Source organism: Thioalkalivibrio sp. ALJ2, from assembly GCF_000378325.1.
GTDB lineage: Bacteria > Pseudomonadota > Gammaproteobacteria > Ectothiorhodospirales > Ectothiorhodospiraceae > Thioalkalivibrio.
Genome location: NZ_KB899558.1, coordinates 161,351 through 183,664 on the forward strand (window position 1 = coordinate 161,351; position 22,314 = coordinate 183,664).

Annotated in this window: 23 protein-coding genes; 7 read left to right on the forward strand and 16 right to left on the reverse strand. The window is 66.6% G+C overall.

The genetic code is table 11. From position 1 onward, the window contains the following. Positions 1-3 precede the first annotated feature (3 nt). From F468_RS0111195 to F468_RS0111205, 3 genes are all read left to right on the forward strand, one after another. Complete coding sequence (locus F468_RS0111195; RefSeq protein ID WP_018995193.1) at positions 4-1,020, forward strand: alpha/beta fold hydrolase; 1,017 nt, start codon at positions 4-6, stop codon at positions 1,018-1,020. Between the two features lie 133 nt (positions 1,021-1,153). Continuing rightward, the gene (locus tag F468_RS0111200; protein WP_018995194.1) at positions 1,154-3,754 is read left to right on the forward strand and encodes a bifunctional diguanylate cyclase/phosphodiesterase; all 2,601 of its coding nucleotides are present in this window, start codon (positions 1,154-1,156) and stop codon (positions 3,752-3,754) included. A gap of 78 nt (positions 3,755-3,832) precedes the next feature. Beyond that, positions 3,833-4,210 (forward strand): YajD family HNH nuclease, encoded by a 378-nt coding sequence (locus F468_RS0111205; RefSeq protein WP_018994188.1) that lies wholly within the window; start codon positions 3,833-3,835, stop codon positions 4,208-4,210. A gap of 31 nt (positions 4,211-4,241) precedes the next feature. Here the strand turns inward: F468_RS0111205 and F468_RS0111210 are convergent, their stop codons facing one another. Then, positions 4,242-4,823, reverse strand: coding sequence for a GNAT family N-acetyltransferase (locus tag F468_RS0111210; RefSeq protein ID WP_018994189.1), 582 nt, complete (start codon positions 4,821-4,823; stop codon positions 4,242-4,244). A 212-nt stretch (positions 4,824-5,035) separates the two neighbouring features. Between F468_RS0111210 and F468_RS0111215 the strand changes: the two genes are divergently transcribed. Continuing rightward, positions 5,036-5,485 (forward strand): host attachment protein, encoded by a 450-nt coding sequence (locus F468_RS0111215; protein WP_018995195.1) that lies wholly within the window; start codon positions 5,036-5,038, stop codon positions 5,483-5,485. A 63-nt stretch (positions 5,486-5,548) separates the two neighbouring features. On the opposite strand, the gene F468_RS0111220 is transcribed toward F468_RS0111215, so the two are convergent. The 3 genes from F468_RS0111220 to F468_RS0111230 form a co-directional block, all read right to left on the reverse strand. Then, on the reverse strand, positions 5,549-6,256 hold the full coding sequence (locus tag F468_RS0111220) for a 2-keto-4-pentenoate hydratase (RefSeq protein ID WP_018995196.1): 708 nt from the start codon (positions 6,254-6,256) through the stop codon (positions 5,549-5,551). Between the two features lie 203 nt (positions 6,257-6,459). Next, positions 6,460-7,110 carry a histidine phosphatase family protein gene (locus F468_RS0111225; RefSeq protein WP_018995197.1) on the reverse strand — a complete coding sequence of 217 codons (651 nt, stop codon included), beginning with the start codon at positions 7,108-7,110 and terminating at the stop codon, positions 6,460-6,462. Between the two features lie 91 nt (positions 7,111-7,201). Continuing rightward, the gene (locus F468_RS0111230; RefSeq protein ID WP_018137849.1) at positions 7,202-7,795 is read right to left on the reverse strand and encodes a histidine phosphatase family protein; all 594 of its coding nucleotides are present in this window, start codon (positions 7,793-7,795) and stop codon (positions 7,202-7,204) included. A gap of 143 nt (positions 7,796-7,938) precedes the next feature. On the opposite strand from F468_RS0111230, the gene F468_RS0111235 reads away from it, so the two are divergent. Next, entirely contained in the window at positions 7,939-8,787 is an 849-nt protein-coding gene (locus F468_RS0111235; protein ID WP_018995198.1) for a proteasome-type protease, read from the forward strand. A 97-nt stretch (positions 8,788-8,884) separates the two neighbouring features. On the opposite strand, the gene F468_RS0111240 is transcribed toward F468_RS0111235, so the two are convergent. Next, a complete protein-coding gene (locus F468_RS0111240; RefSeq protein WP_018137847.1) occupies positions 8,885-9,832 on the reverse strand; it encodes an alpha-E domain-containing protein in 948 nt (315 codons plus the stop codon). Between the two features lies 1 nt (position 9,833). Beyond that, positions 9,834-11,282, reverse strand: a complete 1,449-nt coding sequence (locus F468_RS0111245) for a circularly permuted type 2 ATP-grasp protein (protein ID WP_012983050.1) — start codon at positions 11,280-11,282, stop codon at positions 9,834-9,836. A 122-nt stretch (positions 11,283-11,404) separates the two neighbouring features. Here F468_RS0111245 and F468_RS0111250 point away from each other — a divergent pair, with 122 nt between their 5' ends. Next, a complete protein-coding gene (locus tag F468_RS0111250) occupies positions 11,405-11,689 on the forward strand; it encodes a hypothetical protein (RefSeq protein ID WP_018995199.1) in 285 nt (94 codons plus the stop codon). Positions 11,690-11,792: 103 nt separating this feature from the next. Here the strand turns inward: F468_RS0111250 and F468_RS0111255 are convergent, their stop codons facing one another. From F468_RS0111255 to msrP, 6 genes are all read right to left on the reverse strand, one after another. Beyond that, entirely contained in the window at positions 11,793-12,338 is a 546-nt protein-coding gene (locus F468_RS0111255; protein ID WP_012983052.1) for a phosphatidylglycerophosphatase A, read from the reverse strand. A 40-nt stretch (positions 12,339-12,378) separates the two neighbouring features. Continuing rightward, positions 12,379-13,353, reverse strand: coding sequence for a thiamine-phosphate kinase (gene thiL, locus F468_RS0111260; RefSeq protein ID WP_012983053.1), 975 nt, complete (start codon positions 13,351-13,353; stop codon positions 12,379-12,381). A 22-nt stretch (positions 13,354-13,375) separates the two neighbouring features. After that, a complete protein-coding gene (gene nusB / locus F468_RS0111265; protein WP_018995200.1) occupies positions 13,376-13,897 on the reverse strand; it encodes a transcription antitermination factor NusB in 522 nt (173 codons plus the stop codon). A gap of 22 nt (positions 13,898-13,919) precedes the next feature. After that, positions 13,920-14,405: a 6,7-dimethyl-8-ribityllumazine synthase gene (gene ribE, locus F468_RS0111270; RefSeq protein WP_018995201.1), complete on the reverse strand. Its 486-nt coding sequence runs from the start codon at positions 14,403-14,405 to the stop codon at positions 13,920-13,922. A gap of 97 nt (positions 14,406-14,502) precedes the next feature. After that, positions 14,503-15,096: a sulfite oxidase heme-binding subunit YedZ gene (locus tag F468_RS0111275; protein WP_018174812.1), complete on the reverse strand. Its 594-nt coding sequence runs from the start codon at positions 15,094-15,096 to the stop codon at positions 14,503-14,505. A gap of 64 nt (positions 15,097-15,160) precedes the next feature. Further along, positions 15,161-16,132 carry a protein-methionine-sulfoxide reductase catalytic subunit MsrP gene (gene msrP, locus F468_RS0111280; protein WP_018995202.1) on the reverse strand — a complete coding sequence of 324 codons (972 nt, stop codon included), beginning with the start codon at positions 16,130-16,132 and terminating at the stop codon, positions 15,161-15,163. Between the two features lie 289 nt (positions 16,133-16,421). Between msrP and F468_RS0111285 the strand changes: the two genes are divergently transcribed. Then, the gene (locus tag F468_RS0111285; RefSeq protein WP_012983058.1) at positions 16,422-16,622 is read left to right on the forward strand and encodes a PA3496 family putative envelope integrity protein; all 201 of its coding nucleotides are present in this window, start codon (positions 16,422-16,424) and stop codon (positions 16,620-16,622) included. Between the two features lie 126 nt (positions 16,623-16,748). Here the strand turns inward: F468_RS0111285 and F468_RS0111290 are convergent, their stop codons facing one another. The 4 genes from F468_RS0111290 to F468_RS0111305 all read right to left on the reverse strand — a co-directional run bounded on the left by F468_RS0111290 (position 16,749) and on the right by F468_RS0111305 (position 22,013). Then, positions 16,749-17,303, reverse strand: a complete 555-nt coding sequence (locus tag F468_RS0111290; protein ID WP_018995203.1) for a transposase — start codon at positions 17,301-17,303, stop codon at positions 16,749-16,751. A 158-nt stretch (positions 17,304-17,461) separates the two neighbouring features. Next, positions 17,462-18,607 carry a lipocalin-like domain-containing protein gene (locus tag F468_RS0111295; protein ID WP_018995204.1) on the reverse strand — a complete coding sequence of 382 codons (1,146 nt, stop codon included), beginning with the start codon at positions 18,605-18,607 and terminating at the stop codon, positions 17,462-17,464. Between the two features lie 140 nt (positions 18,608-18,747). After that, on the reverse strand, positions 18,748-21,288 hold the full coding sequence (locus F468_RS0111300; RefSeq protein WP_018995205.1) for an FtsX-like permease family protein: 2,541 nt from the start codon (positions 21,286-21,288) through the stop codon (positions 18,748-18,750). Next, a complete protein-coding gene (locus F468_RS0111305) occupies positions 21,285-22,013 on the reverse strand; it encodes an ABC transporter ATP-binding protein (RefSeq protein ID WP_018137926.1) in 729 nt (242 codons plus the stop codon). Before F468_RS0111305 ends, F468_RS0111300 begins: the two co-directional genes overlap by 4 nt. Positions 22,014-22,314: the final 301 nt, after the last annotated feature.

Genomic DNA, 22,314 nt, shown 5'->3' on the forward strand with positions numbered 1-22,314 from the left:
GGCATGATGCGCGTCTGGTGGATCGTCCTCGCCGCCTTCTGGCTGGCCTCCTGTGCCGGCAGTCCGCCGCAGCCGGCCGTGGACGATGCCCCGGATGAACGCCCGGACGCCGAGGTGCTGGAAGCCGCAGACGGGACCCGCCTCCCGCTACACCGCTGGGGACCGGAAGAGCCCCGCCGGGTCGCCCTGGCCCTGCACGGCTTCAACGACCACGGCGGCAGCATGGCGGCCCTGGGCGAGGCCCTTGCCGAGCACGAGATCGCCGTCTACGCGTTTGATCAGCGCGGCTTTGGCGCCAACCGCGATATCGGCCGCTGGGCGGGCTATCAGACGATGGCCGAGGACGCACGCACCGGGCTGCGCATCCTCGCCGAGCGCTATCCCGACAACCCGCCCTACCTGATCGGCAAGAGCATGGGCGGGGCCGTGGCCCTGGTGGCCGCCACCGGCGAAGACCCGCCGCCCATGCGCGGGACGGCGCTGATCAGCCCGGCCGTCTGGAGCCGCGATCAAATGCCCTGGTACCAGCGCTTCGGCCTCTGGGTTGGCGCCCGCATTGCCCCCGGCATGCGCCTGACCGGCGAGATGGCGGCGGAATTCGATATCCGGCCCACCGACGACCCGGCGGTCCTGGAGCAGATGCGCGATGATCCGCTGGTCCTGCGCGATGCCCGCATCGACGCCCTGGACGGACTGACCACGCTGATGGGCCGCGCGCTGAGCGCCGGAGGCACGCTACCCGCCCCAAGCCTGCTGCTCTACGGCGCGAACGACGACCTCGTGCCACCCGGGCCTACGGCGGTGCTGGCCGAACACCTGGCCGCGACCGGCGACCCCGGCCACCGCATGGTGCTCTATCCCGAGGGCTACCACATGCTCACGCGCTATACCCGTTCCGCGGACACCTTTGGCGATCTCGTTGCCTGGATGCTGGACCCCGAGCCCAACTTGCCCTCCGGCCACGAACGCGCGCCCGAGACCATGGTGCAGAACCTGCAAGAACTCGACACGCAACGCTGATTCGCGCCGACCGGCCCACCCCGGCGAAAGGGTCACAAAAGTTGCATCGCTTGCGCATGTGATCCAGATCAAGATCCCGGGGCATGAGGTATCTAATACTCAGAGGCCTTTTGCCTGGACCCGCGAGGTCTTCATGTCCGCTGAACGCCCCGCATCCCCGCGCCGGGCCCTGCGACTGCGGCTGTTCATCGTCGCCGCGATCATGGGCGTGGCCCTGCTCGTGTTCCTGACAGTCCATATCACCTCCACGCTGATCTACGAACGGACGATGGCGCGCCAGGCAGAACAGACGGCCAGCGGCATCGCCCACCAGACCTTCGCCTCGATGTTCCAGATCATGCGCGAGGGCTGGACCCGCGAGCAGCTGGAGGCGTTCTCGGCGGGGATCAAGGAATCGCTGGCGGACACACCGCTGCAGCTGGATTTCTATCGCGGCGAGAAGGTCTCGGCACTGTACGGCGACGTGGATCAGCCCGCGTGGCACGAGCGCATCGAGCATGCGTTCGAGACCGGCGCCATCGAAAGCCGCCAGGACAACGGCGAGCTGCGCTACACCTTCCCTCTGCGCGCCCGCAACGAATGCCTCGCCTGTCATGGCAACGCGTCCAGCGGCGATGTGCTCGGGGTGATGGAGGTGCGCCAGGACCTGGGCACGGCCATCAGCGAGGCGCGCAACCAGCACGTCTGGACCTTCCTGGGAACGGGGCTGGGCACGCTGTTGCTGGGCTCCCTGATCGCAGCCTGGGCAACGGCGCCCATCACCCGCTCGGTGCGCCGCTTCCAGGACCAGGTAACCCGCGTCAATGCGATCAAGGACCTCAACCACGTCGAGACGCAGGCGATCGACACCGGGTTCGTGGAGCTCAATCAGGTGGTCGACCAGGTGGACGACCTGGTGCGCAAACTGCGCGCGGTCGCGGTGGACAAGGACATCCTCGAGTTCGAACTGAAGCTGCTGGACAAGTTCATCATCACCTCGGACGTGGTGCGGGACTGGCGCGAATACATCGGCGTACTGCTGACCGAGATCAACACGATCATCGACGCCTACACCCTGTTCACCCTGTTCAAGGCCAACGACGACGTCTACGAGCTGGAGATCTTCTGGCGCGCGGAGCCCACGGAGGCCACCCGGCGCACTGTGGAACGCCTGGCCACGCATCGCATCCGGGCGTCCGAGGAGTTCGTGCGGGACGCCAACATCAGCGTGCGGCACAACGTCGCCGATGCCTCCAGTCATCTGCCGGAACTCTCGCCCCGCCAGATCGAGCTGGCGACCAAGTCGCTGGTGCTGGATACCCCGCGCATTGGCGGGGTGGTCGGAATCGGCGTGCAATCCGATCTGGTGCGCGACCCGGTCCGTCACGTGGTAATCGAAAGCATCCTGTCGACGCTGCTGAACCTGGTCGGCTCGGTGAAGGCGATCTACAAGTACACCCAGGACCTCGAGTACTACGCGACCCGCGACCCGCTGACCAACTTGTACAACCAGCGGGTGTTCTGGGAGCTGTTCAACTACGAGATCAAGCGCGCCGAGGGGCATGGCTACCCCTTTGCGGTGATGGTCGTGGATCTGGACAACTTCAAGACCATCAACGACCGCTACGGCCATGCCTTTGGGGACCGCTTCCTGCAGGCCTATGCGGAGACGATCCAGGGCGCGATCCGCAACGAGGACATCCTGGCGCGCTACGGGGGCGACGAGTTCGCCCTGATCCTCCCCGAGACCGACCAGCACTCCGCCTGGCAGCTGGCCGCGCACATGGCCGAGGCCACCGATGGCCTGTCGCTCCCGGCCCCGGACGGCTCGCGGGTCAAGGCCACCACCTGCATTGGCATCGCCGCCTATCCGCGCCACGGCAAGGACACGCGCGACCTGTTCCTGGTGGCCGACAACATGATGTACAAGGCCAAGCGCGAGGGGAAAAACGCGGTCTGCGTGCCGAGTGACGAAGAAGTGGCCGCAGTGTTCCGCGAGGCGGGCGAGACCGGCATCATGATCATGGAGGCACTGGAGGACCGCCGCATCGTCCCCTACTTCCAGCCGATCATGGACACCGCCACCGGCGAGGCCCATATCCACGAGCTGCTGATGCGCATCCGTGTGGGCGACGAGTTGATCCCGGCGGGCCAGTTCGTCGAGGTCGCCGAGACCATGGGGGTGATGCACCAGCTCGACTACGTGCTGATCGAGCAGGCCTTTATCGAGGTCAGCCGCTCCGGCTACTCGGGGCTGCTGTTCATCAACCTCTCGCCGCGCGCACTGATCATCGGCGAGTTCATCGGCAAGGTCCGCCAGCTCGCACTCGACCACGGCATCGAGCCGGCCAAGGTGGTGTTCGAGATCACCGAGCGCGACACGGTGAAGAACATGGCCGTGCTGGAACAGTTCGTACTCGACCTGAAGCAGCAGGGATTCCAGTTCGCAGTCGACGACTTCGGCTCGGGCTTCTCCTCGTTCCACTACCTCAAGCGCTTCCCGATCGACTTCGTGAAGATCGAGGGCGACTTTGTGCGCAACATGGTCCACGACGCGCGCGACCAGGCATTTGTCCGCTCGATCGCGGCGCTGGCGCGCGACCTGAACGTGCGCACCATCGCCGAGTACGTGGAGGACGCCGAGATCCTGGAAGCGGTCAAGTCCATCGGCATCCACTACGCCCAGGGCTTTCATGTGGGCCACCCCGGCCCCGGACCGCTGCCCGGTCCCGGGAATGGCGAGACCCGCCACTGAACGGCCTCGCCTGACGGCCCACGCTGTTTTATCGTGGGATACCGCTACGCTGTGGCTGACAAAGCGGCCGGAGGCACGATGGGACAAAAGGGCAAGGGGTCTTCCGAACGGCTGGACGCGCTGGTCGCGCAAAGCCATCAATCCAGGACCGAACGCGAGCGGGGCTATCGCGAACAGGCGCTGAAGATGTACCCGTGGGTCTGCGGGCGCTGCGGGCGCGAGTTCACGCGCGCCAACCTGCAGGAACTGACGGTGCACCACCGCGACCACAACCACGACAACAACCCCCCCGATGGCAGCAACTGGGAGCTGCTGTGCCTGTACTGCCACGACAACGAACACCAGCGCTATACCGACGCGACCCCAGGGAGCGGCAAGAGCGCCGAAACCACGGCGACCCATAACCCCTTTGCCGGGCTCGCCGATCTGCTGAACCGGGACGAAGACTCGAAGTAAGGCCTGCGGGGCAGGCGTCCCGAGGACTTGCTTACAGTGACCGCCACCAGAACTGGAGCGGCTTCCAGGTCTCCCCGTCCTCGCCCAGATCCGGCCAGTGGTAGTGGCACACGAGCCCGTCGGCGGGCTCGTAGCCGCGCTTGCGCCAGAAACCGTCCAGCGGGCGATAGTCCGCCGGGCGTGCCGGATGTTTGTCCGGACGGATGACGGCACAGAAGGTCGCCTGCGTATAGCCCGACTCGCGCGCTGCGGCCTCGCGGGCATCAAAGAAGCGATGGCCGGCCCCCTGTCCCCGATAAGGCCGCTGCAGGACCGACTCCGCGAGATAGAAATACCGCTCGGGGTCCAGTCCGTTCTGAGCGAAAGGGGCCTGAAAATCGGCGTCGGCCGCCGCCAGCGGCAGCGAGGTCGACGCCCCCACGAGTTCTCCTCTATCCCAGGCGAGCACCACCGCGCTTTGCGGACAGCGGACATAGTCGGCCAGGTAGTCCCGCTCGTACTCGACGGAGCCTTCGTACAGGTAGGGCCACTCGCGAAAGACCTCGATACGCAGGCGCGCGATGGCCTCCAGGTGCGGCTCAAGGCCCGTGCCACGTTCCACCGTGAAATTCACTCCCGCCTCCTTTATTTGTACGTCCTGTGACACAGATCAAAGGGGCCGATTCGATGCCCCTGGAACCAGGAAACTCAGCCACAACGATCTACACTCAAGAAGAAAGGATGCAACATCCCGCGCGGACCCGATCGCAGTACCGGGCCCGCTCGTGGATCGCGCGTTCATTTCGCCCTTCGGGGCATTCACGCCTGTCCAACAGGAGGCACTGTATGGATACCGTATGGATCGTTGTGGCCGATGCCGCCCGCGCGCGCATCCTCAGTTGTGAAGGTCGTGCCTGCCAGGGTCTGCACGAAATCGAGACCCTGACGCACACCGAGTCCCGCGTACATCCCCGGGAGCTGGTCACCGACCGCCCCGGCCGCAGCTGGAGCAGCGCCGGAGGTGACGGCCGCCACGCCATGCAGGAGACCACCGACCCAAGTGTCAATGAACGCAACCGTTTCGCCCGCGAAGTCGCCGACCGTCTCAGGGGGGGCTATCACAGCGGCAGCTATCAGCGGCTGGTCATCCTTGCCGCGCCACAATTCCTGGGGGCCCTGCGCGAACTGCTGGACCCGCAGGTCGCGCAGATCGTAACCGCCCAGATTGCCAAGAACGTCTCCAAGATCCAGGACCCGGCCGCCCTGCGCAGTCACCTGCCGGACTTCCTCTACTAAGCCACCGACCTTGCTCGACAAGGGCCCGCCCAGCGCGGGCCCCTTTTTTGATCGGGCCCGTTTTTACTCGAACCGCACTTCGACTTCCGGGGCCTGGCCCGGAACCAGCCCCTCGTAACGCACCCGGAAGGCGTCGTGTTCATCCACCGAAAACAAGGGCCCGAAACTCCCCAGGCTCAGCAGTTCGCCGGCCTCGAGGGTCTCGCCGCGGGCCGCCAGTTCATCCACCAGCCAGAGTACGGCGTCCAGTGGGTGTCCGAGGATGGCGCTACCCGGATACTCGCCCAGCACCTCGCCATCCTCGTTCTCGATGACCACCGTCATCGCGGCCAGCGTCTCACCCATCTCCGGGTTCACGGGCAACGGCTCGCCCAGGACACCTCCCCGAGCGCCCACGTTGATCGCGGTAATGCTCCGGGCATCCAGGGTGGAGGGGTCCGCGACCATCAGATCCACGAGCTCAATGAATGGCAGCACCCAGTCGATGGCCGCGAGCACCTCGGCATGGTCCGATGCCTGCATGATGGCCGGGTCCGCCACGCGCACGGCCAGATCGGCCTCGACCATGGGGCGCGCGCCGAAATCCCGTTCGACCGGAACCTCCGACGGCCAGATCATCCCGACCAGCATGGGGCCCGCCACCGGGGCATCGGCGCCGAAGCGCTCTTGCATGCTCTCGGAGGTCAGACCGACCTTCCACCCCACATGCGGCCCCACCGCCGCATCCAGATCCGCCACGAAGGCGCCCTGAATGCACAGGGCATCGGCCATGTCCTCCGGTTGGACCCGAGCTACGGGCTCCCGATCCAGCCAGGCGGCTGCGAGAGCCTCGCCCTCATGGGCACTGCCCTCCGGGCAGGCCGCGAATGCCGGACCCGCGATCCATAACCCGAGCAACAGCCCTACCAGACCAACACCCCTGCAAGGACGCATGCGGATTCTCCCCAAAACGGCCATTGTACCCGGGGACCGCCCTAGCGCGGATCGGATGCCTCGCGTTCGGGAGTCCCGGGGACGGGTGCGATACGGTCGGCATCGGGCTCGGGGAAGTCACTCGGGGCGAGCACCCCGAGGAGCTTGGGGCCGTCGTGTGCGGGCACGAAGATCGCCAGTTCGGCCTCCTGGATTTCCAGATCCACCGCCTGGCGCAGGTTCAGGTCGTGGCCCACGACCACGATGTTGGAAGACGGATCCTCCGGGGGCGTATGGAGGTGGCGCGCAAGGCCATCGATCAGATGGGCACGGCGCTCCTCGTCCCGCACCCATGGGAGATTGAAGAGGTCATAGCGGATCTCGTATTCCTCGAAGGCCAGCGAGGCGGTCTCCCAGTTTCGGCAGAAGGGACTGGTCAACACTTGCTCGACCGGGATCTCCAGCGCGCGGAAGCCGTCACCCACCCGCCGCGAGTGATTGCGCCCAAGGGTGCTGAGATTGCGCTGCCCCGCGCAGTCATCCATGTCGCTGATGTCGTAGTCATCGTGCGAGCGGTCGGTCTCCGCATGGCGCCAGAAGACGACCAGCCCGCCGCCCTGCAGGCGTTCGATCAATTGTTCCGCACTCAGCTCATCAGCCCCAAGCCCCAAGGGGACGAGGCCGATCAGCAGCGCCCCAAAGAACCCGAACATCCGCCTCGCCATCGCCTCTGCTCCCCATGCTTCGTCTATCCAATACTTAATGCGTAGACGAAATATCGAGGGCGCGCCCGGGCGGACCGGCTCAGAAGTCGTCGGGCGTCAGCACCCCCAATAGCCGCGGGCGTTCCTCTCCGGGTTCGAACACCGCGATCTCGCCCTCGTCGATCTGCACCCGGGCCGCCCGCTGCAGGTTGATATTGTGCCCCACGATTACGACGTTCTGGTCGGCATCTTCGGGGGGTGTATTCAGATAACGCTGCAAGGCGCGAACCAGCTCGTCCTGACGCCCGCGATCGCGTACCGGCGGCACGTTGAACAGATCCTCGCGGATCTCGTAGGCGCCCTCGCCAAAAGCGATCCGGGCGCTATCCACGTTGCGGCAGAACGCCGAACTCAGGATCGACTCGACCGGAATGGCGTGACGCTCGAAACCCTCGCCTACCTTGCGCGCCTCGTCCTTGCCCTGATCATTGAGGTTGCGCTGCAGCTCGCAGCGGGACATGTCCGACAGGTCGCGGTCACGCTGGCTGCGGTCGGTCGCCGCGTGGCGCCAGTAGATCACCAGCCCACCCTCCTGCATGCGCTCGATCAGCGCCTCGGGAGCCAACTCGGCATCGGCGTGGCCCACCGCCGGTACGAGAAGAGTCGCAATCAGAATAAAAGCCATGCGCCACATGCGTTATGCCCTCACGTTTCCCACCCGACATCCAGTCGGTTCAGACCAACCGTACCACCCGAGGTTCGCCATACCCGATCGTTGACGCCCCCCCATCTCGGCCCTAGTATTCCGTTCTCCCCAGCCCGGAATCCCGCTCCCGCATGACCTACTGTGTCGCCATCGATCTGGACGACGGCCTCGTGTTCGCCTCCGACTCGCGTACCAATGCCGGTGTCGACCAGGTCAGCACCTACAGCAAGATGCACACCTTCGAGGTCGAGGGTCAGCGCATGTTTGTCGTGCTGACCGCCGGCAACCTGGCCACCACGCAGGCCGTGGTGCACCGGCTCAAGCGCGACATGGAGGACAACGCCGAGGAGAGCCTGGCGATCGTGGAGCGCATGTCGGACGCCGCCGAGTACCTGGGGCGTCTGAATCGCGAGGAGACCGAGAAACACTCGGAGGCCCTGTCCCGTTCCGGCATGCAGGCCGAGGCAACGATGATCATCGGCGGCCAGATCGGGGAGGCCCCCCCTGGCGTCTACCTGATCTACCCCCAGGGCAACTACATCACCACGTCGCAGCAGACGCGGTTCCTGCAGATCGGCGAGAGCAAGTACGGCAAACCGATCCTGGATCGCATCATCGAGCACGACACTGGGCTCGGCGATGCGGCCCGCTGTGCGCTGGTGTCGATCGATTCCACCATCCGCTCCAACCTGACCGTCGGGCCGCCGATCGAGGTCCTCGTCTACGAGCGCGGCACCCTCGACTTCGACCACTACCTGTGCATGGAGGCCGACGACGAATACCTGCGTTCCCTCACTCAGGCCTGGGACGAAAACATCAAGCGGGCCTTTACCGACCTCCCCCGCTTCGACTGGGAAGGCACGCACGGGCGCAAGCAGCGCGGGACGCGGGTCAGCCGTGGATCCAGCAAAACCACCGGCGGCAGCAAGGCCGGCACCACCAAGGCAAGCACCAGCAAGCCCAAAAAGCCCCGCCGCTGACCACGGCGCCGTAGGAGCCGGCTTGCCGGCGAAGCCCCTGCCCGTGCCGAACGCTGGCAGGGGCGTTCGCTTGCAAGCAAGCTCCCAGAGGGGCGGGTTACGCGGCTTGTGCAGGGGCGGCCAGGAACCAGGTCTCGGCATTGGCGCCGTGGATATCCGCGATGTCCTGCTGCAGGCGGTCGACAAAGTCGTGCAGACCGTCTTCGGCCAGCAGTTCGTCCACGTTGGCGTTCATTGCATGGCGCCGGGCCTGGATGACCAGCCGTAGTGGAACTTCGTTGTTCGGCAGGCTTTCCAGCGCATCCTGCACCTGCTTCAGGGCGTGGGTGACCGAACGCGGAAAGGCGCTGTCCTGCAACAGAAAGCGCACGACATCCACGCCATTGATCCGCCGCTTCACGTGCTGGCGGTACATCTGAAAGCCACTCTCGGAACGCAGGATGCTGGTCCACAGCAGGCCCTCGTAGGGCTCCGGGTCGTCGTGGTCCTTCTTCAGGAGCTTCAGCGCGCCGACATCCACCTGACGCGTGCCCATGTCCGCGCGTTCCAGATTGCGCCCGAGGCGGATGAAGTCATAGGCGGCATCGTGACTCATCGTCCCCGCCAGCAGCCCGGTCAGGGTCTGGCAGCGCTGAACGATGCTCGACAGGAATTCGAAGCGACCGCGCTTGCCGATGCCCTGGTCGATCTCGTCACGCGCAAACAGGTAGAGCTCGTTCATCACCTCCCAGGCCTCGGATGGCACCAGGTCCCGGGTGGTCCGCACGTTCTCGCGCGCCGAGCGCAGGGAGTTGAGCACCGAGCTGGGGTTGTCGGCATCGGCCAGCAGGAACTTCACGCAATTGCGCTCGTCCTCGCGCTGGTAGTGGTTGTCGAACAGCTCGTCGTTCCCGGTCACCTCGACCAGGCCCTTCCAGGAGAGCTGTACCGACTTCGGCATGTCCAGCGCCAGCAGATGGAAGGCCGTGACCATGCGCGCGGTGTTCTCCGCCCGCTCGACATAACGCGCCATCCAGTACACGCGTTCCGCGACTCTCGAGAGCATCTTAGTTCTCCTCGTCCACGATCCAGGTGTCTTTACTGCCCCCGCCCTGCGAGGAATTCACCACCAATGAGCCCTTGCGCATCGCCACGCGGGTCAGCCCGCCCGCGGTCACGTCCGTGCGCACGCCCTGCAGGATGAACGGCCGCAGATCCAGGTGGCGCGGTTCAATATCGTCGCCGCACAGCGTCGGCGCGACGGACAGGTCCAGGGTTGGCTGCGCGATGTAGTTGCGCGGGTCCTTCTGGATCAGCTGGGCGAACTCCGCGCGCTGCTTCTTGGTGGCGTGCGGGCCGACCAGCATCCCGTAGCCCCCGGACTCGTTGGCCGGCTTCACCACCAGCTCGTCCAGGTGATCGAGCACGTACTCGCGGTCCTTGTCGTCCACGCACAGGTAGGTCGGCACATTGGGCAGGATCGGCTCCTCGTCGAGGTAGTAGCGGATCACCTCGGGTACAAAGGCGTACATCACCTTGTCGTCGGCGACCCCGGCCCCGGGGGCATTGGCGAGCCCGACATTGCCCTTGCGCCAGGCGCGCATCAGGCCGGGCACGCCGAGCATCGAGTCCGGATTGAACACCTCCGGATCGATGAACTCGTCGTCGATCCGGCGGTAGATCACGTCCACCCGTTCCAGACCGTCGATGGTGCGCATGTACACGCAGTCGTCATCACCGACCACCAGGTCCGCGCCCTCGACCAGTTCGGCCCCCATGCGCTGGGCCAGGAACGAGTGCTCGAAATAGGCCGAGTTGTAGATCCCCGGGGTCAGTACCGCGATCTCCGGGTAGTCCTGTGGGCGGGGCGAGATCGAGGCCAGCATGTCGAACAGCTGGGTCGGGTACTCGTCCACCGGGAGGATGCTCGAGTTCTCGAACAGCTCCGGGAACACGCGCTTGGTCACCTGCCGATTTTCCAGCATGTAGGAGACGCCAGAGGGCACACGCAGGTTGTCCTCCAGCACGTAGAAGTCGCCCTTGCCGTCGCGTACCAGGTCGGTGCCGCAGATGTGCGCCCAGACGCCGTGCGGTGGGGTGATCCCCACGCACTGCTCGCGGAAGTTCTTCGACTGTTTCAGTACGTAGCGCGGGATGATCTTGTCTTTGAAGATCTGCTGCTTGTTGTAGATATCGTTGATGAACATGTTGAGCGCCGTCAGGCGCTGCTCCAGCCCCTCCGACACCCGCTCCCATTCGGCTTTGGTGATCACCCGCGGGATGATGTCGAACGGCCAGGCGCGGTCGATGTTCTCGCCTTCGGTGTAGACCGTGAAGCTGATACCCATTTCCAGGATCGCGCTGTCGGCCGCGGCCTTGCGGCTCTGGATCTCGGCGTCGTCCAGGCTGCTGAGGTAATCGGTCAGGGGTTTCGCCGGCTTGCGCGGCTTGCCAGGCTTGGCAATCAGTTCATCAAAGAAGGGCTTGGGGTCGTATTGCTTCCAGTCAATCGCCATACGTCGGGTCCTCTGACGCGGGGAACGGTTTGCACTACAGTAGCGCCTTTTCCGGCACCACGGGCAATAGCCGAAATGGGGTGGTGTACGTTTTTCGTCCCCCTGACCCGCCAGAGGTTCCCATGAGCGACACCCTCGAACAGCGCCTGATCGCGCTCTACGAGCATCCGAAGATCCAGGGCTGCAACTGGCAGCCGCGTCTTTTCTGGTATCCGGCCACCGATGGCGGACCCTATGGAGAGCTACGCGTGGACGGCCGTGAGCTGGAGGTGTTTCTTTCCACGATTCTGGGCGAGGAGTCGACCGAACGCGCCGGTCTGGACGCGGAACAGGAGGGGCGCGGGACCTTCATCGCGGCCAATGCGCGGCGCCATGAACTGCCTCTTTTCACCCGGAGTCAGGGATGATGGGATTCGCGTTGCTCATCCCATCCTACGGCGCGCCACCAACCTCGTAGGATGGGATGAGCAACGCGAATCCCATCAAAGGGCTTTATCAACCGAAAGCCGGCTACTGCACGAAGAACTGCTGGAACAGCGCCGCGAGAATCACCAGCGCAAACCCGGCGTAGAGCCCCGCGACCACGTCATCCATCATGATCCCGTGCCCGTCCTTCCACTTGGCGTCAAAGTAGTTGGCCGGCCACGGCTTGAGGATGTCGAACAGCCGGAACAGCAGGAAGCCGATCACGATCCAGACGAGCCCCGCAGGTGCGAACGCCAGGGTAATCAGCATGCCCGCCCATTCGTCCCAGACGATCCCGGGATGGTCGTGCACGCCCAGACGGCGTGCGCTCTCCCCGCAGATGTGGAACCCGGCCATCACCACGAGCACGGTGACGGCCAGATAGGCCCACTCCGGGAAGTTCATGATCGCGAAGTAGAGCACCAGCGCCCCGAGCGATCCGGTGGTCCCCGGTGCCCAGCGCGACAGGCCACTCCCGAACCCGAAGGCCAGCAGGTGGATCGGATCAGTGAACACCGTCTTCGCCGACGGCATCTTCGGCTTTGCGCTTTGGGCGGGCGCCGCACCGGCGCCGGTCTTCTTCCTGGCCATGACGTCCCTTGGCTTTGTTCTTTTGTTTTTGTGTTTCTGGCTAGCCCGCGAAATGATCGTGGCCCCGGCGCGCGACGTCCAGCCGCGCGCCATGGGCGTCCACCACCTCGATATCGCTGCCGCTGGTGAACTCGCCGATCACGGTCAGCGAGGTGCGCACGCTCAGGCTCAGCAGCTCCAGCGGCTCGGTGGGCGGTAAGGCAAACAGCAGTTCGTAGTCCTCGCCACCGGCGAGCACACAATCGCGAACCATTTCCTCGGGCTGCCCTTCCAGCAACGGATCGACCGGCAGCTGCGACCAGTCGACCCGGGCACCGCAGCCGCATGCCGCGGCCAGATGGCCGAGGTCCGCCAACAGCCCGTCCGAGATATCGATGACGGCGCGCGCCCGATTGCGCAAACCACGTCCCAGTGCCAGGCGCGCACTCGGCCAGAACAGGCGGGCGCAGTCCGGGGACTCCTCGTCCGGTGGCCGGCCCTGCGCCCGGCGCTGCTTCTCAAAGGCGAGGCCCGCGGCCGCCCCGCCCAGTGCGCCGCTGACTACCAGGCGGTCACCGGGGCGGGCACCGGCGCGCCGCAGGGCCTGCCCGGCCGGGACCTGACCCAGCACAGTCACGCTGATTGCCCCGGGGCCACGCGTCGTATCGCCACCGACCAGCGGAACCGAGGCCTGTTCGGCCAATGCCAGAAAGCCGCGGCTGAAGGCCGCCAGCCAGTCATGGTCGACGGAAGGCAGGGTCAGGGACAGGACCGCCCCAAGCGGATCGGCCCCCATCGCAGCAAGATCGCTCAGGTTGGCGGCCAGGGCCTTGTGCCCCAGGCTGGCCGGCGGGTGGTCGGGGAAGTAGTGCGTCCCCTCGACCATCGTATCCACGCTGACGACCAGCTCGTGGCCGGCCTGCACCCCAAGCAGCGCGGCGTCATCGCCAATGCCCAGGCGCACGTCCGGGCTGGTCCCGGCAGGTTCGGCAAAGTAGCGCCGGATCAGATCGAATTCGGAGTCGGGACCGGTCATGGCGAGAGGCGGCCCATCGGAATCAGCGTTGAACGGAACGCTCGGGGCCGCGCAGGTCGGCAGAGAGCCGATCCAGCACCCCGTTGATGTAGCGGTGCGACTGCTCGGCGCCGAAACGCTTGGCCAGGTCCACCGCCTCGTTGATCACCACGCGATAGGGCACATCGATGCGCTCGGCGAGTTCCCACTGGCCGAGCCACAGCAGGGCCCGCTCGACCGGATCGAGCTGGTCCAGCGGACGGCCCAGGTACGGCTCCATGCGGGCATCCAGGGCCTCGCGGTTGCGGGTCACGCCGATCAGGATCTCGCGGAAGTATTCGGCGTCGGCCTTGGCGTGTTCCTCGTCGTCGCGAAACTCGGCCAGGATGTCCTTGGGCTCGGCCGCCGTCATCTGCCAGGAATACAGGGCCTGCATGGCACGACGGCGCGCAACCGAGCGTGCGTGGCGGGCACGCTGCTCGGGCGTACTGTGCGGACGCTTGCCGCGCCCGCCCTGGCGCGGGTTCTTGCCTGCGGGCTGCGAAGGGTTATGGGATTCACTCACGGCGTGTACGGCACCCACTCGTTCAGGCGTCGGCGCGCAGCTTGCGCATCAGGCTGACCATCTCGATCGCGCCCATTGCGGCATCCGCACCCTTGTTGCCGGCCTTGGTGCCGGCGCGTTCGATGGCCTGCTCGATGGAGTCGGTCGTCAGCACGCCAAAGCTGATCGGCAGGTCCTCGGCCATCTGCACCTGGGCCAGGCCCTTGGCGGCCTCGCCCGCGACATAGTCAAAATGCGGGGTCGAGCCCCGGATCACGCAGCCCAGCGCGATCACCGCGTCATAACGGCCGGAGCGCGCCATCGCCTGCGCCGCCAGCGGCAGCTCGTAGGCGCCGGGCACGCGCGCGATGGTCAGGTTCTTCTCCGCCACGCCGTGGCGCTTCAGGGTGTCGACCGCGCCTTCCAGCAGGCGCTCGACGATCAGGCTGTTGAAGCGCGCCAGCAGCAGGCCGTAGCGATGGTTGGCGGCATCCGTGAACTCGCCTTCCAGGGTCTCGATCTCGTGCATGATGTGGTTCCGGTCGGAATGGGGCGGACACGCGGCCCGCAAATCCTGCGTAGTGTAGCATCGCGGCGCGCCTAGGGAGACGCTTATGGACGGGGCCTCAGGAAGCGGTGGCGGCCCTGCGTGCCCGCACCCTTCGCGCCGAGATCCAGGAATGGACCGCCCGCCAGCCGAGCAGGAAGGCCAGGATCGCGGCGTACAGCGCGACCTCGCCATAGTCCGCCCGCGCCAGCCAGAGAAAATGCAGGATCGCCAGCACCCCGGCCACGTACACCCCGCGGTGCAGCCAGACCCATTTCTTGCGGAGCCAGCGCTGTGCCCCGTCGGTGGAGGTTACCGCCAGGGCGAGCAGGATCACCCAGGCGGCAAAGCCGACCATCACGAACGGCCGCTCGGTCAGGTCGTAGAGCACCAGCTCCCAGTCGAAGAACAGGTCCAGCCCCAGCCAGGTCAGGGCATGCGCGGTTACGTAGCCGAACGCCACCAGCCCCAGCATCCGGCGCAGCCGGGTAATCCAGGCCAGCCCCGTCATCTGCCGCAGCGGGGTCACGGCCAGCGCGATCAGCAGCGCGATCATCGCGTGGGTGCCGGAGAGCTCCAGCAGCTTCTCGATGGGGTTCGCTCCCAGCCCGCCGAACCATCCGAGCGCGCGCAGGCCAATCCAGACCGCGGGCACGAGCGAGAGCAGCAGCACGCCCGTCCAGACGCCTCGCGGGGGCTGCCCTCTGCGGCGTTGAGTCGTCGCCACGCCGAACCCGTCAGAAGTACTCGGTCAGGTCCATCCCCTCGTACATCGAGGCGACTTCATCCCCATACCCGTTGAACATCTCCGTGCGCCGACGGCGGAACTCGCCAATGCGCCGCTCGGTGCGCTGCGACCAGCGCGGGTGATCCACGTCCGGGTTCACATTGCTGTAGAAGCCGTATTCATCGGGCTGCGCCTGATTCCACAGGGTCGGCGGCTCGTCCTCGACGAAGCGGATGTGTTTGATGGACTTGATGCTCTTGAAACCATACTTCCAGGGCACGACCAGACGGATCGGCGCCCCGTTCTGGTTCGGCAGCACCTCGTCGTACAGCCCTACGGCGAGGATCGTCAGCGGGTGCATCGCCTCGTCCATGCGCAGGCCCTCGGTATAGGGCCACTGCAGCCCGCCACTGCCGCGGCGTCGGCGCTGGCCGCGCAGGTTGTCCGGGTCGTAAATACTCTCGAAGGCCACATAGCGGGCATCGCCCCGGGGCTCGGCCTTGTCGATGATGCGGTTCAGCTCGAAGCCGATCCACGGGATCACCATCGACCAGCCCTCGACGCAGCGCATGCGGTAGATCCGCTCCTCCAGCGACCAGGGACTGATGAAGTCCTCCACCGCGTACTCACCCGGGTTGTCGCACAGCCCGTCCACCTTGATGGTCCAGGGATCCGTCTTCAGCTGGTCGGCATAGGTCTTGGGATCGCCCTTGCCCGGCCCCATCTCGAAGAAGTTGTTGTAGCTGGTGATCTCCTCGTACGGCGTCTTCGACTCGTCGGTGGAGTAATCACTGGGCTCGAAGTCGAGCTCAAAGCCGCGCAAAGCAGCCGTCGCCGGGACCGCCATGCCCAGCCCGCCCAGGGCCAGACCGGCACCCATCCCGACACCCGCGCGCAGGAATTCCCGCCGTCGCTGGTAGATTGCCTTCGGGGTAATTTCGCTGCGGGCGGGATCGGAACGCCGCCGCGTACGAATCAGCATGAACAACCTCGCATCTCGACCATTCGGGACCAACCGGACCGCCAGTCCATTCCCTGCAGGGCGGCACCGCAGGTGCCTGTCCAAGTGTCTCCTTCGGGATGGACCGGTAACCCGTCGCCAAGTTCGAAAACCCTGGCACTTTTGCCGCTGTCATGCTCCGACTGTGGACAATAAGGAAACGCGACAAGGCATAAGAATTTTCTGCTTGCGCGCGGCCGCCGTCGCTATATAAGGCTTTCCTGATGCCGCAGTACCGGGGTGGCCCGGCCGGCATACCTGGAGACCCCGCATGGACCTCAATCTCGATACCGGTTTCGACAGCACCGAAGACCTCACCGGCCTGTTCGAGAACCCGCTCGTCAACGACCGCGGCCCGAGCAAACACGCCGCCCGCCGTGCCCTCGAACGCATGATGGAAGAACGCGCCCTGCGCGCCCACCTGCAGGACGACTTCGACCTCGACCACGCCAGCGACCCACTGGACTGGTAGCCAAAAGAAGGGTGGCCCATATGGGCCACCCTGCGTTTATCAACGATGCGTTTCGCGGGGCTCAACGCATCCTACGAGGGGCGGCAGGGGTAGCCTCGTAGGATGCGATGAGCAAAGCGAATCGCATCAATCCCTGAATCTCCAATCCCTCTCCCCCAAAGGCCAATCCTCCATCTCGGGCACCCCGCCCCAGTCCGCCGGATACACCCCGGCCCGCACGAACCGGTGGAAGCTGGAATATGGCCAATCCGCCACGGCCCGAACCCAGCCGTGCCTGACCGGGTTGTAATGGATGTAATCGACGTGCCGCGCCCAATCCCGCTCGTCACGTATGCAACGTTCCCAGAACCGGCGCTGCCAGATGCCGCGCTCGCCTCGCCGAGCCCGGCTGTATGTTCGGGTTTCGATCGGCGCAATCGAACGCGAAAAGCGTGCCTTGATCAGTCGCCATCTCCGACTGAAATCGGTATCGCCCTCCGGCAACCGCCAGATGCAGTGCAGGTGCTCGGGCAGCACCACCATTGCGTCTATGACGACCGGGTGCCGTCGCCGTACCTCGCGAAATGCGTCCCTCAGGGCATCAATATGATCGGTCAGCAGGGTGGTGTTGCGACGCCAGGCGGCGTTCACGGTAAAAAAATACGTGCCGCCGGGCACGTATACGCGGCGATAGTCCGTCATCCATAGCCCCCTTCCCTGGGTTCATGGTCTTCAACGTTGTTGCGGAATGATGCGATTCGCTTCGCTCATCACATCCTACAGCTATCCCCTCCCCTTCGTAGGATGCGTTGAGCCCCGCGAAACGCATCAACGCAGGATGTGCCGCCCAAGCCCCCCGCCTACTCGTCGTCGTAGCCGGTCAGCTCCACGAAGCCGCGCCCAACGGGTTGCCCTTCGCTATCCAGGATGTCCACCGCGCCTTCCCAGTAGCGGATTACGGTATCCATCTCCTGGTCGTCGCGGATCGCACGCACGGTGAACTTGCGCGGGGCCGAGCCGTCCGGCGGTTCGATGCGCATGGCCCATTCCACCGGGTACCGGTTGCCGGAGGGTTGCCTGGCCCAGCGCCGGGGCTCCAGTTCGACCTGGTCGGGTTCCAGCAATCGGTCGTCGGCATCCGCCGGCATCCAGCGGCCCTTGGACAGCGGGTGCGGCTCGCCGTCTTCCTTGCGCAGCTGGTAGTACATGACGTCCAGCCCGTCGTCGAACTGCAGCGCGAACCAGTCCCAGCCCACCTGATCCTCGGACAGCGCACTGGTGCTCCACTCGCGGTCCATCCAGGCCTGACCGGTGACCGCCAGGGGCCCGCGCTCCGCCCGCTCGACCTCACCGCTCACTTTGAGGCGGGGCATGGAGTAGTAATAGGAGGCATTGCCCGGCTCCGGGCCCTTCTGGCTGAGCCCCGCCTCGCCCTGGAGCACCGGGCCGCGCAGGGGCTCCAGTTCCAGCACCAGCCGGTAGTCATCCACGCTGAAGTCCAGCGTCCAGCGATCCCGGTCCAGATCCGCCAGCTGCCAGTCCTCGGCCCAGACCCGGCCGACCGGCTCCGTGGCCCCGGCCAGCCCGGCACCGTCGCGCACGAAGCGCTCCTCGGAGGCGTGGTACCCCGCCTCGCGGTCGATCACCGCCGTATGCGCCATCCAGATATCCGGGCTGGCCCAGGCCGAATCGTGCCAGCGCGCATCCCCCGCCAGCTCCGGCGCCAGCCCGACGCGGAAGAAGGTGATGTGAAAGCCCAGCCGCTCACCCTCCGGCCCGTCGAGATTGCCGGTCACATACCACCACTCGTTGCGAAACCCCGGGTGCGGCCCGTGATCACGCGGAAACTCGAACACCCGCGGCACGTCCGCGCGCCGGAACCCCTCCGTCTCCTCCCCGCCCAGGGCCTCGCCCACCCGCAATCCGGATACCTCGGCCTCTCGCGCATCCGGCGGCTCCGACCCGCCACAGGCCGCCAGCAATACCACGAGCCCAACCAGCACCAACAGGCGCAGGACCTGGCATAAGAGTGCCTGTGGGAGCGGGCTTGCCCGCGAAAGGACCTTGCCAGGGCCTGACGCAGGCAGGGGCTTCGCGGGCAAGCCCGCTCCCACAATGCCCGCTCCCACAGCCTTCAACCAGGTCATCACGGCACCTCCCGCAAAGCGGGCACCAGCCGCATGCGTGCCATGCGCCAGGCCGGGATCAGCGCCGCCAGCAGCGCGGCCCCCACGCCCAGGGCGACGGTCTCGGCAATCTCGCGGCCTGCCCAGCGCAGGTCCATGCCCCAGCCGAACGCCTCGCGGTTGATCACCTCGATCAGCAGCCAGCCCATGCCCAGACCCAGTGGTATCGCGGCCAGCGCGGCGAAAGCGCCCAGCACCGCGCCCTGAAACACCACCAGTCCGCGCACCCCGCCGGGCAGAAGGCCCAGGCTGCGCAGCGTGGCGAATTCGCGCGCGCGTTCCATCTGCAGGGCCATCAGCGCCCCGAGGATCGCGATGAACGCGACCAGCAGCGTGATCACCCGCAGCAGATGCGTGATCGCAAAGGTACGGTCGAAGATCGCCATGGACTCCTGCTCGATATCGCCGGGGCGCGTGACCATGGCCGCCATCTCGCGCTCGGCCAGCCACGTCTCCAGGCGCTCGATCACCGCGTCGGCATCCGCGCCCTCGGGCAGGCGCAGCCCAAACGACCCCACCTCCTCGGCGCCGGGCGTGCCCGCGTAGAACCGGTCGCCCAGCATCAGCACCGTGCCCTGCGGACTGCCGTAATCGCGATACACGCCCGCCACCTCGAACACCCGCCGCCCCTCATCCACGCGGATCTCCAGCCGGTCGCCCACACCCACGTCGTAATGGGCCGCAAAGGGCTCGGTGACCAGCACCGCATCGGTCTCGCGCAGGCGCCGGTCGAGTGCTTCGCCCGTGGCCTCGGCCTCCAGCAGCGGCAGGTACTCCAGCCAGACCGGGTGCGGCTCGACCACGTAGAGATCGATCATCCCGACGTCACTCGGTGTGTCCTGGCTGGAGCCGGTGCTGACCGACTCCGCCTCCGCGATCCGGGCGAGCGTCTCCCCCCAGTCCGCGGGGAGGCGCGCCCCACTGCGCGCCGCGGCCGGCGCCACCGGCACCACGTACACATCCGAGGTAAGCGCCTGCCCCAGCCACTGCTCCACGCTGTCGCGAAAGCTCCCGACCATTACCGACACGCTGATCGCGGCCGCCAGGGCCAGCGTCAGCGCGGAGGTCGCCGGCGCGCTGCGCGACAGGCTCCGCTCCAGACTGCGCACCCCGATGCGCGGGAGCGTCTGCCCGCGACCCAGCCGCGCGAGACCGCGCAGGACCCCGGCCAGCACCAGCGGGAGCAGCAGCACAAAGCCAGTGATCAGCAGGAACAGCGCGACGAAGCTGCCCACCAGCCCCCCGGTCCCGAGCAGCAGCATCACGCCACCCGCCGCCAGCAGCACGACCGCCGCCAAGGCCAGGCCGCGCAGGCCGCGCCGTGCCCAGCGCTCCAGCCGCCCGCGCCCAAAGCTGCCAGGGCTGGCCGCCCGTGCCGCCTCCCAGGCCGGGGCCAGCGCCGCCAGCAGCGACAGCCCCACCCCCAAAGCGATCACCGCCAGCAGCGCCAGCGGGCGCGGCGTCACCTCCGTCACCGCCACCACAAAGAAATGATCCGTCACCGTCTGCGCGACCTGGCCGACCAGCACCTGCGCCAGACCGATCCCGACCAGCACCCCCAGCAGCGTGCCGATCACACCGACCAGCAAGGCCTCCAGCATCACCACGCCGAACAGCGCCCGCCGACCGGCCCCCACCAGGCGCAGGCTCGCGAGCACCTCGCGTCGGCGCAGCACCGCAAAGGTCTGAGTGTTGTAGATCAGGAAGGCTGCAATCAGCAGCGCCAGCAGGCTCATCGCCGTCAGGTTGATGCGGAAGGCCTGCGCCAGCTCGCGCGAGGCCTGGTCGCGCGCCGCCACTGGCACGAGTTCCAGACCATTCGGCAATCGCTCCGCGAAGGCGCCGATGTCGGCGTCATCGAGGCGTACGTCGACACGATCGAGCCGTCCCGGCCGGCCGAGCAACGTCTGTGCGGTGGCGATATCCGTGACCCATAGCGAGCCACCCTCGTCGTCTGACTCGGCCGCCGGTTCGTCACGCTCCGCCTCGCGTTCGAGCAGCGTGACCTCGAAGCGCCCGGCGGCGGTCTCGAGCGCCAGGCGGTCCTCATGCGCCATCCCGGAGCCCAACCACCAGCCACTCGGCGGCAGGATCGTGCCCGGCTCGGTCACCAGCCGCTGCACCGGGGCATCCCCGATATCCGAGGCCGCCCCGCGGAACGGGCCCTCGGCCAGCGGATCGACGCCCAGCACATAGATCGTGCGCCCGTCCGGCAGCCGCGCGGGTCCCTCCACGATCGGCGCGGTATCGCGCCAGCCGGCCAGCCGCAGATCACGGTAATGTGTCTCGTCGAAACCCCGGGCCGGCCCCAGAATCTGGTGCGTGGCCGTGCCCGCCACCTCGTCCATCGAACGGTCGAACGCGCGCTGCGCCGACTGGTTGGCCAGATCCACCGCCAGCACCACGGCCACGGCGATCACCACGCCCACCAGCGTCAGCAGCCGCTGCAGCGGGCGCCTGCGCCAGTCGCGCAGCCAGGCCTTTACCAGCAGCGAGCTCACGTCGCCGAGGCTTCCGCGGCGAGATCCTGCAGGTGGCCGTCCTGCATGCGCAGCACCCGGTCCAGACGCCCGGCCAGGTCATCGCTATGCGTAACCAGCAACAGCGCGCAGCCGGTCGCGCGCACCTGTTCCAGCAGCAGGCCGAACACCGCCTCGCCGGTGCGCGAGTCGAGGTTGCCGGTCGGCTCGTCGGCCAGGATCAGCGCCGGCCGGTGCACCAGCGCCCGTGCGATCGCCACGCGCTGCTGCTCGCCGCCGGATAGCTGCTCCGGTTCGCGCCCGCCCTTGTCCGCGAGACCTACGGCCGCCAGTTGCGCCGCCGCCCGCTCGCGGCGCTGCGCGGCATCCAGATCCGTCGCCAGCTCCAGCGGCAGCATCACGTTCTCCAGCGCCGTGAGCGTCGGGATCAGATGAAACGACTGAAACACGATCCCAACCTGCGCTCGGCGCAGCCGCGTACGCGCCGCCTCGTCCAGCCCCGCCAGCGCCTGACCGGCCAGTTCCACCGTGCCGGTGTCGGCCGGCTCCAGCCCGGCCGCCAGGTGCAACAGCGTGGATTTGCCGGAGCCACTCTCGCCGACGATCGCCACGCGCTCGCCGGGTGCCAGAGCCAGCTCCACGTCATGCAGCACGCGACCCTCGCCGGGGTAGCCGAAGGCCACTCCACTCATGGCGAGCACCGGGCTGCCGAGCGGTCGCTGGGGATGCATCGTCTGATCCTGCATCGGGTTTTCCTTGTCGATTACCACTGGTTGCCGGAAGCGCCACCGAACTTCCCACTCAAGGGGCGTTCACACCACCGTAACCACGGCCGTTCATGGTGTCTGCACAGACCCCTGACGGGAGAGGAATGTTTCAAAACAGCCCCCAAGCGGTTGATTGCGGCCCGACATCCGTTAGAATAAGCCGCATCTCCACACACGGGAACGCGCCTTGAAACGCCGATCACGCAGCCGATCTATCTGCGCCTCGCGGTAAGCGCCTCCTTCCCGAACCGGACGCTTCCCGCTGGGCCTCTAAGTACTA